Source organism: Pseudomonas sp. GP01-A4 (genome assembly GCF_058780865.1).
On the sequence record NZ_JBYSWF010000072.1, the window covers coordinates 1 to 16,219 of the forward strand.

Below are 16,219 nucleotides of genomic sequence, written 5' to 3' on the forward strand. Positions count from 1 at the left end.
ATGAGTGTCCGGATCAGCGTGGAATCACTGTCCGGATGCGCGTGGAATGGGTGTCCGAGTCAGCGTGGAATCCGCACTGCTGAAGCCACCGCATGCAGTAACGATGAGGGCGTTATATTCCGACTCAAGACGTGAATGCCGTTCTCTGGGTCATGCAGACCACTTGCGTCGGTGCCTTCAACCCCATCTATCAGAAGCGGCTGGATCATGACCGTCCCAAGCTCGTAGGTGATATCCAGATCACCGCAAACGCAACGCAGTCTTTGCAGTTCACCATTCGACGATACACACACAAAATCCAGCCCGTCGTCATCCGTGCAAAAGCTGCAAACGTGTAATTGAAGGCTTTTACTCAGCGCTAAATTCACATTCAGGAAAGCTCTCTTGAAGTAGTCGGCTAGCTGAGCATCCCTAAGCACTTTGTATATCCGCGATAGCGCTGCCAATTCTTGAGGAAGCTCAAGCGGTACATCCTTGATGGGTGGCATAGACGTAAAGGGCCATTTCCGTTCTTCGCCAGCCTTGAACGTGTCTAAGTAGAACGACGTGGCGTTTTCATCCTGGTGCAATGACCAACCAATGCTCACCGGCAACGTAGAAAGTGGTTCTAACTCCGGCTTCACATTCATCGCGTGCGCAACGACAAGGTACCCCATTGTTTAGATCCTTCAGGTACAGGGCTGAATCGCTCCAAGCATAGTCGATACTTGAGTGTGTGATATTGGCCGATGGCATTCGCGCATGGCCGAGAGCTGACTCAAACAGCCTGAAAAATTCCGGGGATTGAAAATGGAAGAAACGCTCTCTTCGATATTTATGCACTAAAGGAAAACCCATAAATATGAATGGGAAAACCGTCGTTGCGATCATCAACCCCGATTGTTCCTAGCCGATTTACAAATGTTAACTCCTTCAACTGGCTATTGGCTTTAGGCTTCGAATCACAAAGTCCGATCGGACCCAATCAGCTCTAAGACGACTCTACAACCATGAATCTGCACGCCATCGCCGCGACGCTTTTTGCGTTTTTCACACTGCTTCCTTCCTCAGTGCACGCCGCAACCCCCATCGCCCATGTCGCTATCTACCGAGGCCCGGCGGGCTGCGAGGGATGTTCAGAGAATGTCAAAACAGCCCTGCTGCGCGTCCGCCCGAATGCGCAGATTGACTTTGTAGGTGCCGATGAATCGATCGACATCACGCCGCAAAGCCTCGCTCGTTATGACCTCTACGTTCAACCGGGTGGCGGTCAGGACATCCCTGCGGCGCTTGATAGTTTGGGGGATGCGCGGGTGCAGGCCATTCGTGACTTTGTCGCCCAGGGTGGGCGCTACCTGGGGCTTTGTATGGGTGCTTATCTGGCCGACGACAGCAACTTTGGCCTGATACCCTACGACCTTGATTCAGAGGCGGGCAGGCCTGGGTTTGAGGTCGCGGGCATTGCGGACGCGGCGGTGCAGGTTGTGTGGGATGGGAAAGCCGATAGCGTCTTTTATCAGGATGGGCCTTACTTCCCCAAGCCTGACGCGACCTCGCCTTCTTCAACCATTGCGACCTACCGGAATGGTGATGTGGCGGCAGCGCGTTACACCTATGAAAACGGGGTAGTGGTGCTGAGCGGCCCGCACCCAGAGGCGGATCGGGAGTGGTTCGAGAAGGCGAATATTCCCTTGAGCAAGATGCCGCGGGGTGAGCTTTTTGGGGCGTTGGTGCGCAGCATTGAGGGGCGCAGGTAGGGGGCGATGATGACTTCCGGATTTCAGCTGGATGCTCCAGCCAACTGAAAAAGTCATATGGCCGCCAGCTATTTACCCAGGTTTTGATTCATCAAATTGTCCAGTACGGGAAATTTGGTGGCCGCCTGCCATTCGCGTAAATGCTTGCAGCCTTCATCATTGAGCTCGGCAAGGTTGCTGCGAGCGTCGCATATCGTGAACCACTTCTGCCGGAGAGATGGATACTTTACAAACTCTTCCCGGGTTGGGGGTTGGTTAGTGGATAAACGCAGAACTGACAGCACTAAAAGTGCAGACACCCCGATACCGATAGAGCCGTTTTTATAATTCATATCAACTTCCGCAAATGAGAAACCTAACCCCACAGCAGAACTAATGACCGCTGTTAATTGCTTGGGGCGTTGGTCGACTATAAGAAGAGAAATGGATCGATAAAAGATCCATTTTCGACGTATCTCATAGGGCCATTTATTCACAAGATGGGGAAATCAGAAAAAATCGGGGCAGCCTACCGAACGCTCGGGCAATCACGAAGCTGCCGGCGAACCTAGCGCACGTCGAGCAAAACTCAGCCCAACTCGCGCCCCAAAAACGGCGCCGTCCGGCTGCTCTTGCTCTTCACCACCTTCTGCGGCGTGCCACTCACCACCACCTTCCCGCCTCGATCCCCGGCCCCCGGCCCGATATCAATCACCCAATCACTCTGCGCCACCACGCGCATTTCATGCTCTACCACAATCACCGTGTGCCCCGCCTCCACCAGATGATTCAACTGGCTCAACAACCGATCCACATCCCGCGGATGCAGCCCGGTCGTCGGTTCATCCAGCACATACAACGTCGCGCCCCGGGCATTGCGTTGCAGCTCGGTCGCCAGCTTGATGCGCTGCGCCTCCCCGCCTGACAACTCGGTCGCCGGCTGGCCAAGGCGCAAATAACCCAAGCCAATATCCCGCAGCACTTGCAGCGAGCGCAGCACACCCGGCTCTTCGGCAAATACCTCTACCGCCTGTTCAACCGTCAGCCCCAGCACCTGGGCGATGGTCAGCCCTTCCCACTTGATCGCTAACGTTTCCGGGTTGTACCGCGCGCCGTGGCACGTCGGGCATGGCGCGTACACGCTGGGCATGAACAGCAATTCAACGCTGACAAACCCCTCGCCTTCGCAGTTCGGGCAGCGGCCTTTGGCGACGTTGAAGGAGAATTGCCCGGCGTCGTAATTCCGCTTTTTCGCCGCGGGTGTGGCGGCGAATAGTTTGCGTACGTTGTCGAACAGGCCGGTGTAGGTCGCGAGGTTGGAGCGCGGTGTGCGGCCGATGGGTTTCTGGTCCACCTGGACCAGGCGGCGGATGTGTTCCAGCCCGCCACTGATACGGCCGCCGCTGGTTTGCGGGGCGTCGTCTTCGAGGCTGGGTTCGTCTTCGGTTTCCACCACGCGGCCCAGGCCTGCGCCTACCAGTTCCAACAGCGCCTGGCTGACGAGGCTGGATTTGCCCGAGCCGGAAATGCCGGTGACGGCGGTGAAGCAGCCCAGGGGAAAGTCCACGCTGAGGTCGTTGAGGTTGTTGCGCGTGACGCCTTCCAGGCTCAGCCAGCCGGTGGGTTGGCGCGGTGGTTGGCTGACCGGGCGTTTTTCGGCGAATAGGTATTCGCGGGTTTGCGAGGCTTCGACCTGCGCCAGGCCGGCGGGTGGGCCGCTGTACAGGACCTGGCCGCCGTGCTCGCCGGCAGCCGGGCCGACGTCGATCAGCCAGTCGGCGCGGCGCATGGTTTCGAGGTCGTGTTCCACCACGAACAGCGAGTTGCCGGCGGCCTTCAGGCGGTCGAGGGCGGCGAACAGGGCTTCGCCGTCGGCAGGGTGCAGGCCGGCGGAGGGTTCGTCGAGTACGTAGATCACGCCGAACAGTTGCGAGCCCAGCTGGGTGGCCAGGCGCAGGCGTTGCAGTTCACCGGAGGACAGGGTTGGTGTGCTGCGCTCAAGGGCCAGGTAGCCGAGGCCGAGGTCGGTCAGGGTGCTGACGCGTTCGAGCAGGTCCTGGGCGATGCGTTGGGCGGCCAGGCGTTTTTCCACGGAGAGCTTTTTATCGCCCTGCCCTTCAGCCACCGGGCGCAGGAGCTCGGCGAGTTGCAGCAGGGACATTTGCGACAGTTCGCCAATGTCTACGCCGGCAAATTTCACCGACAGCGCGGCCTTGTTCAGGCGTTTGCCTTCACACAGCGGGCACGGGCTGCCTTGCATGAACTGCGACACGCGCTTTTTCATCAGGGCGCTTTGGGAGTGGGTGAAGGTGTGCAGGATGTAGCGCCGGGCGCCGGTGAAGGTGCCCTGGTAGCTGGGCTCGAGTTTGCGTTTGAGGGCGTCGCGGGTTTGGGCCGGTGTGAAGCCGGCGTACACCGGGACGGTGGGGGTTTCTTCGGTGAAGAGGATCCAGTCGCGCTGCTTTTTCGGCAGGTCGCGCCACGGGATGTCGACGTCGTAGCCCAGGGTGACGAGGATGTCGCGCTGGTTCTGGCCTTGCCACGCCAGTGGCCAGGACGCCACCGCGCGTTGGCGGATGGTGAGGGAAGGATCGGGCACCATCAGGGCTTCGGTCACTTCGTACACGCGGCCCAGGCCGTGGCATTGCGGGCAGGCGCCCTGGGGCAGGTTGGGGGAAAAGTCTTCGGCGTACAGCATCGGTTGCCCCGCCGGGTAACTGCCGGCGCGGGAGTAGAGCATGCGGATCAGGCTGGACAAGGTGGTGACGCTGCCCACTGATGAACGTGTGCTGGGTGTACCGCGCTGTTGTTGCAGGGCCACGGCGGGCGGCAGGCCTTCGATGGCGTCGACGTCCGGTACGCCGACCTGGTCGATCAGGCGGCGGGCGTAGGGCGCCACGGATTCGAAGTAGCGGCGCTGGGCTTCGGCGTAGACGGTGGAGAATGCCAGCGAGGACTTGCCGGAGCCTGACACGCCGGTGAACACCACCAGGGCGTCGCGGGGGATGTCCACGTCGACGTTGCGCAGGTTGTGTTCCCGGGCACCCCGCACCCGCACGAAGCCAGGGCGTTGGGAGGTGAGTGAGGTGTCTGGTGGCAGGTTGCGCTGGGAAGTCATGGGTAACCTTATCGGTGTGTTCAAGGCAGTGAAGATCAACTGTGGGAGCCGGGCTTGCCCGCGATGACGGTGTGCCAGTTACCGGATGGGGTGCCTGACACTCCGCCATCGCGGGCAAGCCCGGCTCCCACAGTGGTTTGGTGTTGCTGGCTGGATCTCCACTCGTCACATCATTCGGGAGGTCAGTACCGAGCGCACCCGTTGCGCCAAGTCATCCGGGCCATAGGGTTTGCTCAGCAGGTGAATGTCGTTGCCCAGCAGGTGGTTGCTGGAAAGAATGTCGCGGGTATGCCCGGAGGTAAACAGCACCGCTATCGCCGGCACTTGCCTGCGCGCCCACTCGGCCAGGTCGGTGCTTTTGACCCGGCCCGGCATCACCACGTCGGTGAAGATCAGGTCCGGTTGCAGGCCGGCCTGGAGCATCAGCATGGCCCGGTCGCCGTCTTCGGCGGTGAGCACGGTGTAGCCGGATTGTTCAAGCAATTCCACCGCGGCCGCGCGTACGCCTTCGTTGTCCTCAACCACCAGGATCGTCTCATGGCCGCCGGTGGGTTGTGTGAGCTCGACGGGCGCATCGTGGTTTTCCGGCTCTCCCAGGTTGCGCGGGAAATACATCTGCACCACGGTACCGCTGCCCTCCACGCTCTCGACCTCAACATGCCCGCCACTTTGGCGCACGAACCCGAACACCATGCTCAGGCCCAGGCCGGTACCGTGGCCATTCGGCTTGGTGGTGAAAAACGGTTCGAAGGCCCGTGCCAGGATCGTTGGTGACATGCCGGCGCCGCTGTCGGCGACGGCCAGGCGCACGTATTCACCGGGGTTGATGCTTTTACCGGCGCAATCCGGAGGGTTGAGGATAATGTTTTCGCCGGTGATCCGAATCACGCCCTCGCCTTTCATGGCATCCCGGGCGTTGATCGCCAGGTTGAGCAGTGCGTTTTCCAGTTGGTTGCGGTCGACGTTAATGCACCACGGATCCTGGGGCAGTTGCACATCAATGTGGATGGTTTCTCCCAGCGCCCGCTGCAGCAACTCGCCCAGGCCTTCATAGATGCGCAGCGGGTTGTACACCGCCGGTGACAATGGCTGGCGACGGGCGAAGGCCAGCAGTTGCGAGGTCAGCTTGGCCCCACGTTCCACTGCCGCGATGGCGGCGCTGACCCGGCGCTGCACCTGGGGGTTGTCCGGCTCATGCCGTGCCAGCAGGTGCAGATTGCCGGCGACCACTTGCAGCAGGTTGTTGAAGTCGTGGGCCACGCCGCCGGTCAGGCCGCCGATGGCTTCCAGCTTCTGTGATTGACGCAACTGTTCTTCGGCAGCGGAACGGGCCTGAACCTCCGCGGCCACGCGCTGCTCCAGGTTGTGGGTGAGTTCCTGGCGCAGGCGCTCGGAGATCATATGTTCGGTGGTCTCCACCACAATCGCCAGGACCCCGGCCGGTCGTTGGTCGTCACCGGCCACGGGGCTGTAATACAGGTCCATCCAGACTTCTTCCGGGCGGCCGTCGCGCAACAGTTCCAGGGGCAGGTTGCGGTAGGACAAGGTGCCGCCGGCCAGGCAGGTGTCGACCACATTGCGGTTGAAGTCGGCGACTTCCGGCCAGCCCAGTTCCACCGGCGCACCCAGCAGATAAGGGTGGCGACCGCCGGCAAACACCGAATAGCTGTCGTTGTAGATCATGTAACCGGCGTGCCCCCACAGCATCACCATGGGCATGGGCGATGCCAGCATCATCTGCACGGCGCTGGTCAGGCTGGAGGGCCAGGCACTCATCGGGCCGAGGTCGGTGGTGGACCAATCGAAAGCACGAATCCTCTGGGCCATTTCCCCAGCCCAACCCTCACAGCCGTGGGTATTGGATAAAAACTGCATCGGTCGGCTCTGCAAAAGATAAAAGGTGGGCGGCGATGAAAACTTTGAGCCCGGCAGTGGCGGTTGGTTTCATCGCATATTGCTTATGCCGGCAGGAAGGAGCAAGGGCCGACTCAGCGAAAGTCCCGGCTGCGCACACTGATGCCCGACAGCAACGGGGTCAGGTCGGTCAAGCGCCCGGCGATCAAGTGCCGAACCTCGCCCACCGCCTCCCAGCGGCCATCCACCTTGAGCAACCGCGAGCCCACCAGCGCCTGGCGTTGGCGCTCGGCCAAATCGCGCCAGACCACCACATTGATATTGCCGAACTCATCTTCCAGGGTGACGAAGGTAACGCCGCTGGCCGTGCCCGGGCGTTGTCGACCGGTGACCAGGCCGGCGACGCTGACGTTGCGGCCATGTTCAACCCGCAGCAATTCCCTGGAACTGCGGCAACGCCGCGCGCGCAGTTCATCGCGCAACAGCGCCAACGGGTGTGGGCCCAGGGTGGTGCCGACGCTGGCGTAGTCGGCATACAAATCTTCGCCGACTGTCGGTTGCGGCAGCTCCACCACCGCTTCTTCCGGGCTGGCGATACCGGCAAACAGGCCCAGTTGTTTCTGCACCCCGGCCACCTCCCAACGCGCCCGGTGCCGATGCCCGGCCAGGCCGCGCAAGGCACCGGCATCCGCCAGCAGTTCCTGGGCGCGAGTGTCCAATTGGGCACGCTCGCCCAAGTCGGCAATATCAAAAAACGCCCGGGCCTGGCGCGCCGCTTCGATACGCCGGCCGGCCTCTTCGCGAAACCCGGAGATCATGCGCAAGCCCATGCGAATCGCCGGTTGCTGGCCTTCGATCGGCTCAAGGCTGCAATCCCAGTCACTGGCCTGCACATCCACCGGGCGGATCTGCAAATGATGACGACGGGCGTCCTGCAGGATCTGGTCGGGGCTGTAGAAACCCATGGGCCAGCTGTTGATCAGGGCGCAGGCAAACGCTGCCGGTTCATGGCATTTAAGCCAGCAACTGGCATAGGTCAGCAAGGCGAAACTGGCGGCGTGGGACTCGGGAAAACCATAGCTGCCAAAGCCCTTGATCTGCTCGAAGATCTGCGCGGCGAAGGCTTCGCTGTAGCCGTTTTTCAGCATGCCGGTGCGCAGGCGTTGCTGATGGGGTTCGAGGCCGCCGTGGCGTTTCCAGGCGGCCATGGAACGGCGCAGTTGGTCGGCTTCGCCGGGTGTGTAATCGGCGGCGACCATAGCGATCTGCATGACCTGTTCCTGGAACAGCGGGATGCCCAGGGTGCGTTCCAGTACGGACTTGAGTTCCGGCGACGGGTAGGTGGTTTCTTCCTCCTTGTTCCGCCGCCGCAGGTACGGATGCACCATGCCACCCTGGATGGGCCCCGGCCGCACGATGGCGACCTCAATGACCAGGTCGTAGAATTTTTCCGGTCGCAGGCGGGGCAACATCGACATCTGCGCCCGCGACTCAATCTGGAACACGCCGATAGTGTCGGCCTTGCTGATCATCGCGTAGGTTGCCGCATCTTCCTTGGGCACCGAAGCCAGGCTCAGGTCCCGGTTGCGATGGCGGCGCAGCAGGTCGAAGCAGCGGCGAATCGCACTGAGCATGCCCAGCGCGAGGATGTCCACCTTGAGCAGGCCCACGGCGTCGAGGTCGTCCTTGTCCCACTGGATGATGGTGCGCTCGGCCATGGCGGCATTTTCCACCGGCACCAGGGTGTCCAGCGGGTGTTCGGAAATCACGAAGCCGCCGGGGTGCTGGGACAGGTGCCGGGGGAAGCCGATCAGTTGTTGGGTCAAGGTCAGCACTCGGCGCAGCACCGGGCTGTCGGGGTCGAAACCACCTTCGCGCAGGCGTTCCAGGGGCGGTGCTTCGTCGCTCCAGCGCCCACAACAGTCGGCCAGGGCGTTGACCTGATCCGGCGGCAACCCGAGGGCCTTGGCCACGTCGCGCACCGCGCCAGCGCCGTGATAGCTGCTGACCACCGCCGTCAACGCGGCGCGGGTACGACCGTAGCGCTGGAAGACGTATTGCAGCACTTCTTCGCGGCGTTCGTGCTCGAAGTCCACGTCGATGTCCGGCGGCTCGTTGCGTTCGCGAGACAGGAAGCGCTCGAACAACATGTTCATCAGGCTCGGGTTGATCTCGGTGATGCCCAGGGCAAAACACACCGCCGAGTTGGCCGCCGAGCCGCGGCCCTGGCACAGGATCGAACGGCTGCGGGCGAAGCGCACAATGTCGTGTACGGTGAGGAAGTAGCTTTCGTAGCCGAGGTCGCTGATCAGTTCCAGTTCGTTATTGATCTGCTGGAGGGTCTTGGCGTCGACCCCTTTCGGCCAACGCTGGGCGATGCCTTGCTCGGTCAAGGTGCGTAACCAGGATTTTGCATCCTGGCCTTCAGGTACCAACTCCCTGGGGTATTGATAGCGCAATTGGCCGAGGTCAAAGGTGCAACGCCGGGCAATGTTCAGGGACTCTTCCAGCAAGTGCGCCGGGTACAGCGCGGCCAATGCATCGAGGCTGCGCAAGTGCCGTTCACCATTGGGATGCAGGCGCGCGCCGGCTTCGGCCACCGGGACGTGGTGACGGATTGCGGTCATGGTGTCTTGCAACGCACGGCGACCGCGCACATGCATATGCACATCGCCGCAGGCCACCGCCGGCAGGTGCAGGCTGGCGGCCAGGTTCAGGCGTTGCTCAAGGTGACGGGCATCGTTCTGGCCGCAATGCAGTTCCACCGCCAGCCACAGGCGATCGGTGAAGGTGCTGCGCAGCCATTGGATATGGGCCTGGGTATCGGTGTCTTCGACCATCCATAACGCGAGCAAGCCGTGTACCGCGGTGAAGTCTTCCTGCAGCAACCGGTAGTGACCTTTTTCCGCACGGCGACGGGCGATGGTGATCAGCCGGCACAGGTGTTGATAGCCTTCCAGGTTCTCCACCAGCAGCACCAGCTTGGGGCCGTTTTCCAGGCGCATCTCGCTGCCGATAATCAGCGGCAACCCGACTTCCTTGGCCGCCTGCCAGGCACGGACGATGCCCGACAAGGTGCATTCATCGGTGATGGCCAGCGCCTCGTAACCCTGCTGCCTGGCCCGTTCAAACAGCTCGCGGGCACTGGAGGCGCCCCGCTGGAAACTGAAGTTGGACAGGCAGTGCAGCTCCGCGTACTTCATGCAAACCAGCCTTGCAGCCACAGCGTGCCGCTTTCGCCCACGATGCGGTAAGCCCAGCCCTGCTGGCCGGCGCGGGTGCGCACCAGGTAGTAATCGCGGCGCACATCGGCGCCATCCCACCAGCCGGACTCGATGCGTTCCGGGCCCATCAGGATGTGTAGACCTTGCTCGGCCAGAGGCGTCGGTTCATGCAGCAACCAGCCCGGGCGTTGCACGTTATTTGAGGGGGTGCACGGGCGAGTGTCAGCACCGGCTTGCCAGGCGCATTCGGGGCGGTGGTCGGCGTGAAAGCGCAGGCCTTGCACCGCTTCGTCCCCCAGCCGCGCCCGCAGGCGTTCGCGCAGTTGTTCCCACGGCAGGGTTTGTTGCGGGCGCTCGTCGAACAGGTCCTGGCGCTGGGGCACAAACACCGGCAGGTCCTCGGCCACCAGGCGAAAGCCGCGCACCGGCGAGGTGACTTGCACTTGCTCCAGGCGCCCACGGGCCAGTTCGAACAGCATCGCCGCGTCACGCTCGGCGCTGAGCAGGCCGACCTTGATCACGCTGTCGGGCTCGGCCGCGTGCTCCAGGTGCAAGTCAAAACGCTGCACGCCACTGTCGCGGCCACACAGGAACGCCGACAGGTCGCCAGTCAAACGGCGCAAGGGAAACAGCAAGGCCTGGTGGGACAACACATCAAAATTCAGCTCGATGCGCACATCAAACCGGTCCGGCGGCTGGTAGAACGCCAGCGCCAGGGGCCGTTGGCCGCACAGTGCATCTAGGTGCTTGAGCAGCGCAGCGTCGAAGCGCCGGGCCAGGGTATGCCGAGGCAACGCCTGCACCTGGGCCAGGGTGCGCAAGCCCATGCGCGACAATGCGCTGGCGGCTTGCGGGTCGAGGCCGGCGCGGTCGATGGGGATCGGTGCCAGGGCGTGTTGCAGGTATTGCTCATCGGCCACGGCCAGGCCGTCGTAGACATTCGCCAATATCCGCGCCGCCGCCGGGTTCGGCGCGGCGACGATGCGGTGACGAAACCCCAGTTCGGTCAGCTCCTTGCGCAAGCGCGCTTCGAGCAACGGCCACGGCCCGAACAGGCCCAGGCTCGACTCGATCTCGAACAGCAACGCCCGTGGGTAGAACACGCTGACCTGGGAGCTGAAACGGTAGGCCCAGGCGGCGAGAAACTGTTGCCAGTATTCGATCTGCGCCGGGTCGTATTCGGCGCAGGCAAACGCCTTGGTCAAGGCATGGGCTGCCGTCAGGGATTGGCCGGGGCGCAGGCCGAGTTTGCGCGCGGCGTCATTGACGGTTTGCAGCACCCGCCGCTGCGGCGTGCCGGCCAGCAGGGCCAACGGCTGGTCCGGTTCGGGGCGCGAACGCAGCACCCCGTCCAGCGCCAATTGCGGGAACACAATACACACCCAGCGCATGCCAACCTCAGTGCCCAAGCGCAATAGGCGCGGGATGGGCCAGGCCACCCCGGCACTTGAGCACCCGCACCTGCGCCGGGCTGGCCTCCACCGCCAGGCGCAAGGCGGCCGGTGACGGGTTGATGGCCTCGCTCAAGGAGCGCCAGGCGAAGGCCAGGGTCTGGCCGGTTTCCGCCGCCACCTGCAAGCGGCGCAAGGCGCGGTCATCGGCTTTGCGCGGCCAGCACAGCACCGCGCCACAGCTGCCGGAACGCAGGCATTGCTCCACTGCCCACAAGGCATCGCGTTCATCGGCCTGGATCACTGACAGCTGGCGCACATCCACCCCGGCGTTTTGCCAGGCGTGGGGGTACGGCGTGTAGGGCGGCGCCACCAGCACGATGCGCTCACCGGCCGCCGCCAACCGTGCCAGGGTCGGCCACACCAACTGCAACTCGCCCACGCCCTCCTTGGCCATGAGGATTTCGCTCAACGCCGCTTCCGGCCAGCCACCGCTGGGCAGCACCGCATCCAGGGCCGCAAGCCCGGTGGGATGGACGCTGGCCGGCGGCGCGGCGGGCCGGCCTTTCCAGACCCGGCCGCCATTGAACAGCGAGTCCAGTGCAACGACGGCGCCCATCAGCCTTGCCTCACCAGGCCGCAGAACACCCCTTCGATGGCCAGGTCCTGATCGGGCCGCACCACGATGGGTTGATAGGCGGGGTTGCGCGGCAGCAGGCGCACGCGCTCGCCCACGTGTTCGAAACGTTTGATGGTGACTTCACCGTCCAGGCGCGCTACCACGATCTGCCCGTTCAAGGCCTCGGCACTGCGGCGTACGCCTACCAGGTCGCCATCGAGGATGCCGTCTTCGATCATCGAATCGCCCTGCACCCGCAGCAGGTAATCCGGGGTTTTCGCGAACATGCCCGGGTCGAGCAATAGACGGTTGTGCACTTCGGCATCGGCGCCAATAGGCAAACCGGCGGCCACCCGGCCGAGCACCGGAATATCCAGCAGCTCCGGCCGCGCCGGTTGATTGAGCAGGCGGATGCCGCGAGCCTGGTTGGGGTTGACCTCGATAAAGCCGCCCTCGGTCAGCGCCAGCACATGCTTGCGCGCCACGCTGCGGGAGGCAAAGCCGAACGCCTCGGCGATCTCGGCGAGGCTGGGAGACTGGCCTTGCTGCGCGATACGGTCGCGGATAAAGGTCAGGATGGCGGTACGGCGGGGCGTTAGATTCGTCATGGAGTACATTTGTACTCCTGTGGGAATTTTCTGGCAATATCCGTCAGTCGCTTCCCATGCAGCCACCAGAAAAGTCCCCGCCAAGTTGACGAACGGTCTTTCGAATGTTCAGATGCCGGCCTGTTTCAGGTGCCCCCTGCCGCCGTGCTTGGGGTGAAACGGGAAACCGGTGCCGCTCTTTTTCGAGCCAGTCCGGTGCTGCCCCCGCAACGGTAGACGCGTGACCCCTTCGACACACCACTGTGGCCTGCGCGCCATGGGAAGGTGAAGGTGTCCATACGCGTGAGCCCGGAGACCGGCCTGGAATTCTGTTTGGCAAAATCCTGCGGTGGGCGGGCATGGGCCGGTATTGGCGTGTGCTCGGTGCCTACTCGTGCGTGCTTTTCGCGAAAGATACTTTTCCGAGAAGACTATGATTCGACCTTACACTACTTCCGTGCCCAGCCTGCTGCTCGGCTTCCTGTTCAGCCCCCTGCTGCTGGCCGACGACCCTCCCCTTGAGCTCAAGCAGCAGATCATTTCCGCACCGTCGGTGGAATCCACTACCGTGGCCGACATGGCCCAGTACGGCAGCAAGGTCGAGATCGTCACCCGCGAACAGATCGAACGCGCCGGCCCCGCCGCCGATGTGTCGCGCGTGATGCAGATGTTCATCCCCGGCCTGTACGTGGCCCCCAAGAACGGCCCGTTCGACTACGGCACCTATTCCCTGCTGGGCGGGCGCAACGATGACACGCTGATCCTGCTGGACGGCGTGCGCCTGAACAACCGCCTGTACGGCGGCCTGTACCTGGACACCCTGCCCGCCAACGCCATCGAGCGCATCGAAGTGCTCAAGGGTGGCCAGAGCCTGCTGTTCGGCACCCAGGCGGTGTCGGGGGTGATCAACATCGTTACCCGCAGCCCGCAAACCCGCGAGGCGTCCGGCGAGGTGAACCTGGGTGCCGACACCTTCGGCGGCACCACCGGCGATGCCCGGGTCGAGAAGATCTTCAACAACGGTTTCGGCGATCTTGGCTTGCTGGCCTACGTCAGCCGCAACGTCTCCGAGGGCTACCAGCCGTTTCGCAACCGCGACATGAAAAACGTCAGCGACAAGAAACGCTCCTACGAAGTCACCACCTTCGGCACCAAGGCGATCCAGTCGTTTGGCGATGACACGCGCCTGGAACTGTTTTACCAATACGCCGACGCCAACCTCGATTTCGCCCGCCCGGTGGACAACCACAAGACCACCAACGACCGCGTGCAACAAATCGCCACGGCCACCTTCGAGCAAACCCTCAACGAGCGCCTGAGCTACTTCGTCAAAGGCCATATCAACGATTGGGACACGCGCTATACCCGCATCAACAATATCGAAGGCGGCGGCACCCGGGCCATCAACCACAACGACTACTGGGGCTTCACCGACTGGGGCGTGCAGGCCGAAGGCAAGGCCGTGTTGCCCGGTGAGCATGTGCTGGTATTCGGTTCCGACAACCAGTGGTTCAAGGGCCAGGACGATGTATTGATCATCGACGACAACAAGGCCCAGGCCCACGCGCTGTACACCCAACTGCGCCCGACTATCGAGGCGTTGCCGAACTGGCACCCGAGCATCGGCGTACGCCACGAAGCCATGAGCGGCGGCGACAGCGCCACCGTCGGCATGCTCACTTCGCTCTACGACCTCAACGACAACTGGGCCCTGCGCGGCCAATACGGCACTGCCTACAAACTGCCGAATGCCGAGCAACTGTTCGTCAACGAAGACGATGAAAAAGGCAACCGCAACCTCAAGCCGGAGAAGAGCCGCAACGCCGAACTGGGCGTCGACTACAAGGGCAGCCTGCTGGCCCGGGACTTCAGCGCCAGCGTCACGCTGTTCAAACGCAAGATCACCGACCTGATCACCCTGGACGATATCCAGTGGGTCAACGGCCAGGGGCAGATCCAGATGCGTGGTTTCGAGGCCGACGCCAAGCTGCAGCTCAATGAACAATGGAGCGTGCAGGCCGACATGACCCGCAACCTCACCGAGTCCCGTGCGGGTGTCACCATCAACGATATCCCGGGCTTCTTCGCCCGCTCGCGGGTCGGCTATGAATCGGCGGACCGCCTGTGGGGCGCCGGCACCGCCGTGCGTTACATCGGCGATATCGTCAGCTCGAAAAAGGTCGAATACGGCAACTACACCGTGGTGGATGCCGACGCCTATCGCTACCTCGACAACGCCCACCAACACCGCGTGAGCCTGCTGGTAGAGAACCTGTTCGACCGCGACTACGTCACCAGCCGCGCCAGCAACGTCGACAACCTCGGGCGGCCGTTCACCTCCGAAGTACGCTACACGTATCGCTTCTGATGAGTACGCCCGTGGAAACTCATCCGGACTGGTCCCACGTGCCTGACCACGCCCGTCACGTGTTCCTGTGCACTGGCCCACGCTGTACGCAGCGTGGCGCGCTGCAACTGTGGAAAACCCTGCGCCGCCACCTGCTGCAACACGACTGCATCGAAAAGCCTGGCGGCGTGCTGCTGACACGCACCCACTGCCAGTTCCCGTGCAACCTGGGGCCAATCGTGACGGTGTACCCGGACACTTGCTGGTACGGCGTGCACAACAAAGACGATGTGCAACGGCTGGTGGAAGTGCATCTGGTGGGCGGCGAAGTCGTCGAGGATCTGCTGATCAAGGAGCGCCCATGAAAGCCTCGTGGTTGCTGTTGGGCGCCCTGCTCTGCCCATCGTTGGCCCTGGCGGACCGTTATCGCAACTGCAACCAGGACTGGACGGCCACCCACTCACCGCCCTCGCGCATCGTGGCCCTCAACCAGCATGCGGCCGACCTGTTATTGGCGCTGGATGTCGGTACGGCATTGGTGGGCGTGGCGTATCTGGATGACAACGGTGTGGCCCACCGACACGGCGAGTATTTCGGCGTGCCGGTGATTGCGTCCAAGTACCCGTCCAGCGAAGTGCTCTATGCGCAGAAACCGGATCTGGTGGTCGGTGGTTTCGCCAGCGCATTTGGCACCGGCGTCACCTCACGCACCGGCCTGGCCGGCAACGGAGTGGCGTCGTACTTGCTGGAGTCGGCGTGCGACGGGCATTCGCTGGATTACTTCGGGCATATCCGCAACGACCTGTTCACCCTTGGCGCCCTGGTGCATAAACAGCCACGGGCGCAGGCGTTGAGCGATGCCATGGACGCCGACCTGGCCAGTGCCCAGGCGCTGGCTGGTGAGGGTAAACCGCTGTCGGTGTTTTACCTGGACAGTGAGGTCAACGGGTTGGACAGCGAGGGTCGGCGTGGTTTTGTCACCACGTTGGTGGCGGCTGCTGGTGCGCGCAATTTATTTGCCGGGATCAACCAATACCGCGTCACCGTGAGCAGCGAAACCCTGCTGATGAGTGACCCGGATGTGATTTTGCTGGCAGATGCTCTGTGGTCACCGGCCAGCCGCAAACGTCAGTTGCTGACCACCGACCCGGTGCTGTCGCGTTTGCGGGCGGTGCGGGAGAACCGGATGATCGATATTCCGTTTACCCATTTGGTGCCCACCGCGAATAGCGGCCGAGTCGTGTTGGAGTTGGCGAGGCAATTCAAACAACTGGATGAATAATTCACGAGCGAAGCGCCTGACCAATTTACTCAGTCTATGCCACCGACCAAAGTTGTGAAACGCTGTAGGTTTCCAATGCTGA

General features: G+C 62.6%; 12 protein-coding genes and 1 riboswitch. Of the genes, 4 read left to right on the forward strand and 8 right to left on the reverse strand.

Annotated features, from left to right (window positions below):
• Window positions 1-59 precede the first annotated feature (59 nt).
• Window positions 60-656 (reverse strand): hypothetical protein, encoded by a 597-nt coding sequence (locus AC3WKX_RS28900; protein WP_256579830.1) that lies wholly within the window; start codon window positions 654-656, stop codon window positions 60-62.
• A gap of 333 nt (window positions 657-989) precedes the next feature.
• Here AC3WKX_RS28900 and AC3WKX_RS28905 point away from each other — a divergent pair, with 333 nt between their 5' ends.
• Window positions 990-1,736: a BPL-N domain-containing protein gene (locus AC3WKX_RS28905; protein WP_102605744.1), complete on the forward strand. Its 747-nt coding sequence runs from the start codon at window positions 990-992 to the stop codon at window positions 1,734-1,736.
• Window positions 1,737-1,804: 68 nt separating this feature from the next.
• Here the strand turns inward: AC3WKX_RS28905 and AC3WKX_RS28910 are convergent, their stop codons facing one another.
• The 7 genes from AC3WKX_RS28910 to lexA form a co-directional block, all read right to left on the reverse strand.
• Window positions 1,805-2,068: a hypothetical protein gene (locus AC3WKX_RS28910; protein WP_083853185.1), complete on the reverse strand. Its 264-nt coding sequence runs from the start codon at window positions 2,066-2,068 to the stop codon at window positions 1,805-1,807.
• Window positions 2,069-2,304: 236 nt separating this feature from the next.
• Window positions 2,305-4,833 (reverse strand): excinuclease ABC subunit UvrA, encoded by a 2,529-nt coding sequence (uvrA, locus tag AC3WKX_RS28915; protein WP_102605745.1) that lies wholly within the window; start codon window positions 4,831-4,833, stop codon window positions 2,305-2,307.
• 165 nt (window positions 4,834-4,998) lie between these two features.
• The gene (locus tag AC3WKX_RS28920; protein ID WP_102368743.1) at window positions 4,999-6,708 is read right to left on the reverse strand and encodes an ATP-binding protein; all 1,710 of its coding nucleotides are present in this window, start codon (window positions 6,706-6,708) and stop codon (window positions 4,999-5,001) included.
• A 113-nt stretch (window positions 6,709-6,821) separates the two neighbouring features.
• Window positions 6,822-9,911 carry an error-prone DNA polymerase gene (locus AC3WKX_RS28925; RefSeq protein ID WP_207241548.1) on the reverse strand — a complete coding sequence of 1,030 codons (3,090 nt, stop codon included), beginning with the start codon at window positions 9,909-9,911 and terminating at the stop codon, window positions 6,822-6,824.
• Window positions 9,887-11,302, reverse strand: coding sequence for a Y-family DNA polymerase (locus tag AC3WKX_RS28930; protein WP_102605747.1), 1,416 nt, complete (start codon window positions 11,300-11,302; stop codon window positions 9,887-9,889). The genes AC3WKX_RS28925 and AC3WKX_RS28930 overlap by 25 nt, the downstream gene beginning before the upstream one ends.
• Before the next feature lie 7 nt (window positions 11,303-11,309).
• Window positions 11,310-11,921 carry a translesion DNA synthesis-associated protein ImuA gene (gene imuA / locus AC3WKX_RS28935; protein ID WP_087694708.1) on the reverse strand — a complete coding sequence of 204 codons (612 nt, stop codon included), beginning with the start codon at window positions 11,919-11,921 and terminating at the stop codon, window positions 11,310-11,312.
• Window positions 11,921-12,538, reverse strand: a complete 618-nt coding sequence (gene lexA / locus AC3WKX_RS28940) for a transcriptional repressor LexA (RefSeq protein WP_017475310.1) — start codon at window positions 12,536-12,538, stop codon at window positions 11,921-11,923. The genes imuA and lexA overlap by 1 nt, the downstream gene beginning before the upstream one ends.
• Window positions 12,539-12,639: 101 nt before the next feature.
• A riboswitch (cobalamin riboswitch) is annotated at window positions 12,640-12,847 on the forward strand.
• A gap of 94 nt (window positions 12,848-12,941) precedes the next feature.
• Between lexA and AC3WKX_RS28945 the strand changes: the two genes are divergently transcribed.
• Genes AC3WKX_RS28945 through AC3WKX_RS28955 form a run of 3 tightly spaced genes read left to right on the forward strand, consistent with a single transcriptional unit; the run spans window position 12,942 to window position 16,137 of the window.
• Window positions 12,942-14,876, forward strand: a complete 1,935-nt coding sequence (locus AC3WKX_RS28945; RefSeq protein WP_102605748.1) for a TonB-dependent receptor plug domain-containing protein — start codon at window positions 12,942-12,944, stop codon at window positions 14,874-14,876.
• A gap of 11 nt (window positions 14,877-14,887) precedes the next feature.
• A complete protein-coding gene (locus AC3WKX_RS28950; protein ID WP_008432571.1) occupies window positions 14,888-15,220 on the forward strand; it encodes a (2Fe-2S) ferredoxin domain-containing protein in 333 nt (110 codons plus the stop codon).
• Window positions 15,217-16,137, forward strand: a complete 921-nt coding sequence (locus tag AC3WKX_RS28955; RefSeq protein WP_102605749.1) for an ABC transporter substrate-binding protein — start codon at window positions 15,217-15,219, stop codon at window positions 16,135-16,137. Before AC3WKX_RS28950 ends, AC3WKX_RS28955 begins: the two co-directional genes overlap by 4 nt.
• The last annotated feature ends 82 nt before the right edge of the window (window positions 16,138-16,219 follow it).

What these genes read in the sequence shown, in the direction of transcription:
- AC3WKX_RS28900 (WP_256579830.1), bottom strand. Translation starts at nt 656, where the DNA reads ATGGGGTACCTTGTCGTTGCGCACGCGATGAATGTGAAGCCGGAGTTA.
- lexA (WP_017475310.1), bottom strand. Translation starts at nt 12,538, where the DNA reads ATGTACTCCATGACGAATCTAACGCCCCGCCGTACCGCCATCCTGACC.
- AC3WKX_RS28910 (WP_083853185.1), bottom strand. Translation starts at nt 2,068, where the DNA reads ATGAATTATAAAAACGGCTCTATCGGTATCGGGGTGTCTGCACTTTTA.
- AC3WKX_RS28945 (WP_102605748.1), top strand. Translation starts at nt 12,942, where the DNA reads ATGATTCGACCTTACACTACTTCCGTGCCCAGCCTGCTGCTCGGCTTC.
- AC3WKX_RS28955 (WP_102605749.1), top strand. Translation starts at nt 15,217, where the DNA reads ATGAAAGCCTCGTGGTTGCTGTTGGGCGCCCTGCTCTGCCCATCGTTG.
- AC3WKX_RS28905 (WP_102605744.1), top strand. Translation starts at nt 990, where the DNA reads ATGAATCTGCACGCCATCGCCGCGACGCTTTTTGCGTTTTTCACACTG.
- AC3WKX_RS28930 (WP_102605747.1), bottom strand. Translation starts at nt 11,302, where the DNA reads ATGCGCTGGGTGTGTATTGTGTTCCCGCAATTGGCGCTGGACGGGGTG.
- AC3WKX_RS28920 (WP_102368743.1), bottom strand. Translation starts at nt 6,708, where the DNA reads ATGCAGTTTTTATCCAATACCCACGGCTGTGAGGGTTGGGCTGGGGAA.
- uvrA (WP_102605745.1), bottom strand. Translation starts at nt 4,833, where the DNA reads ATGACTTCCCAGCGCAACCTGCCACCAGACACCTCACTCACCTCCCAA.
- imuA (WP_087694708.1), bottom strand. Translation starts at nt 11,921, where the DNA reads ATGGGCGCCGTCGTTGCACTGGACTCGCTGTTCAATGGCGGCCGGGTC.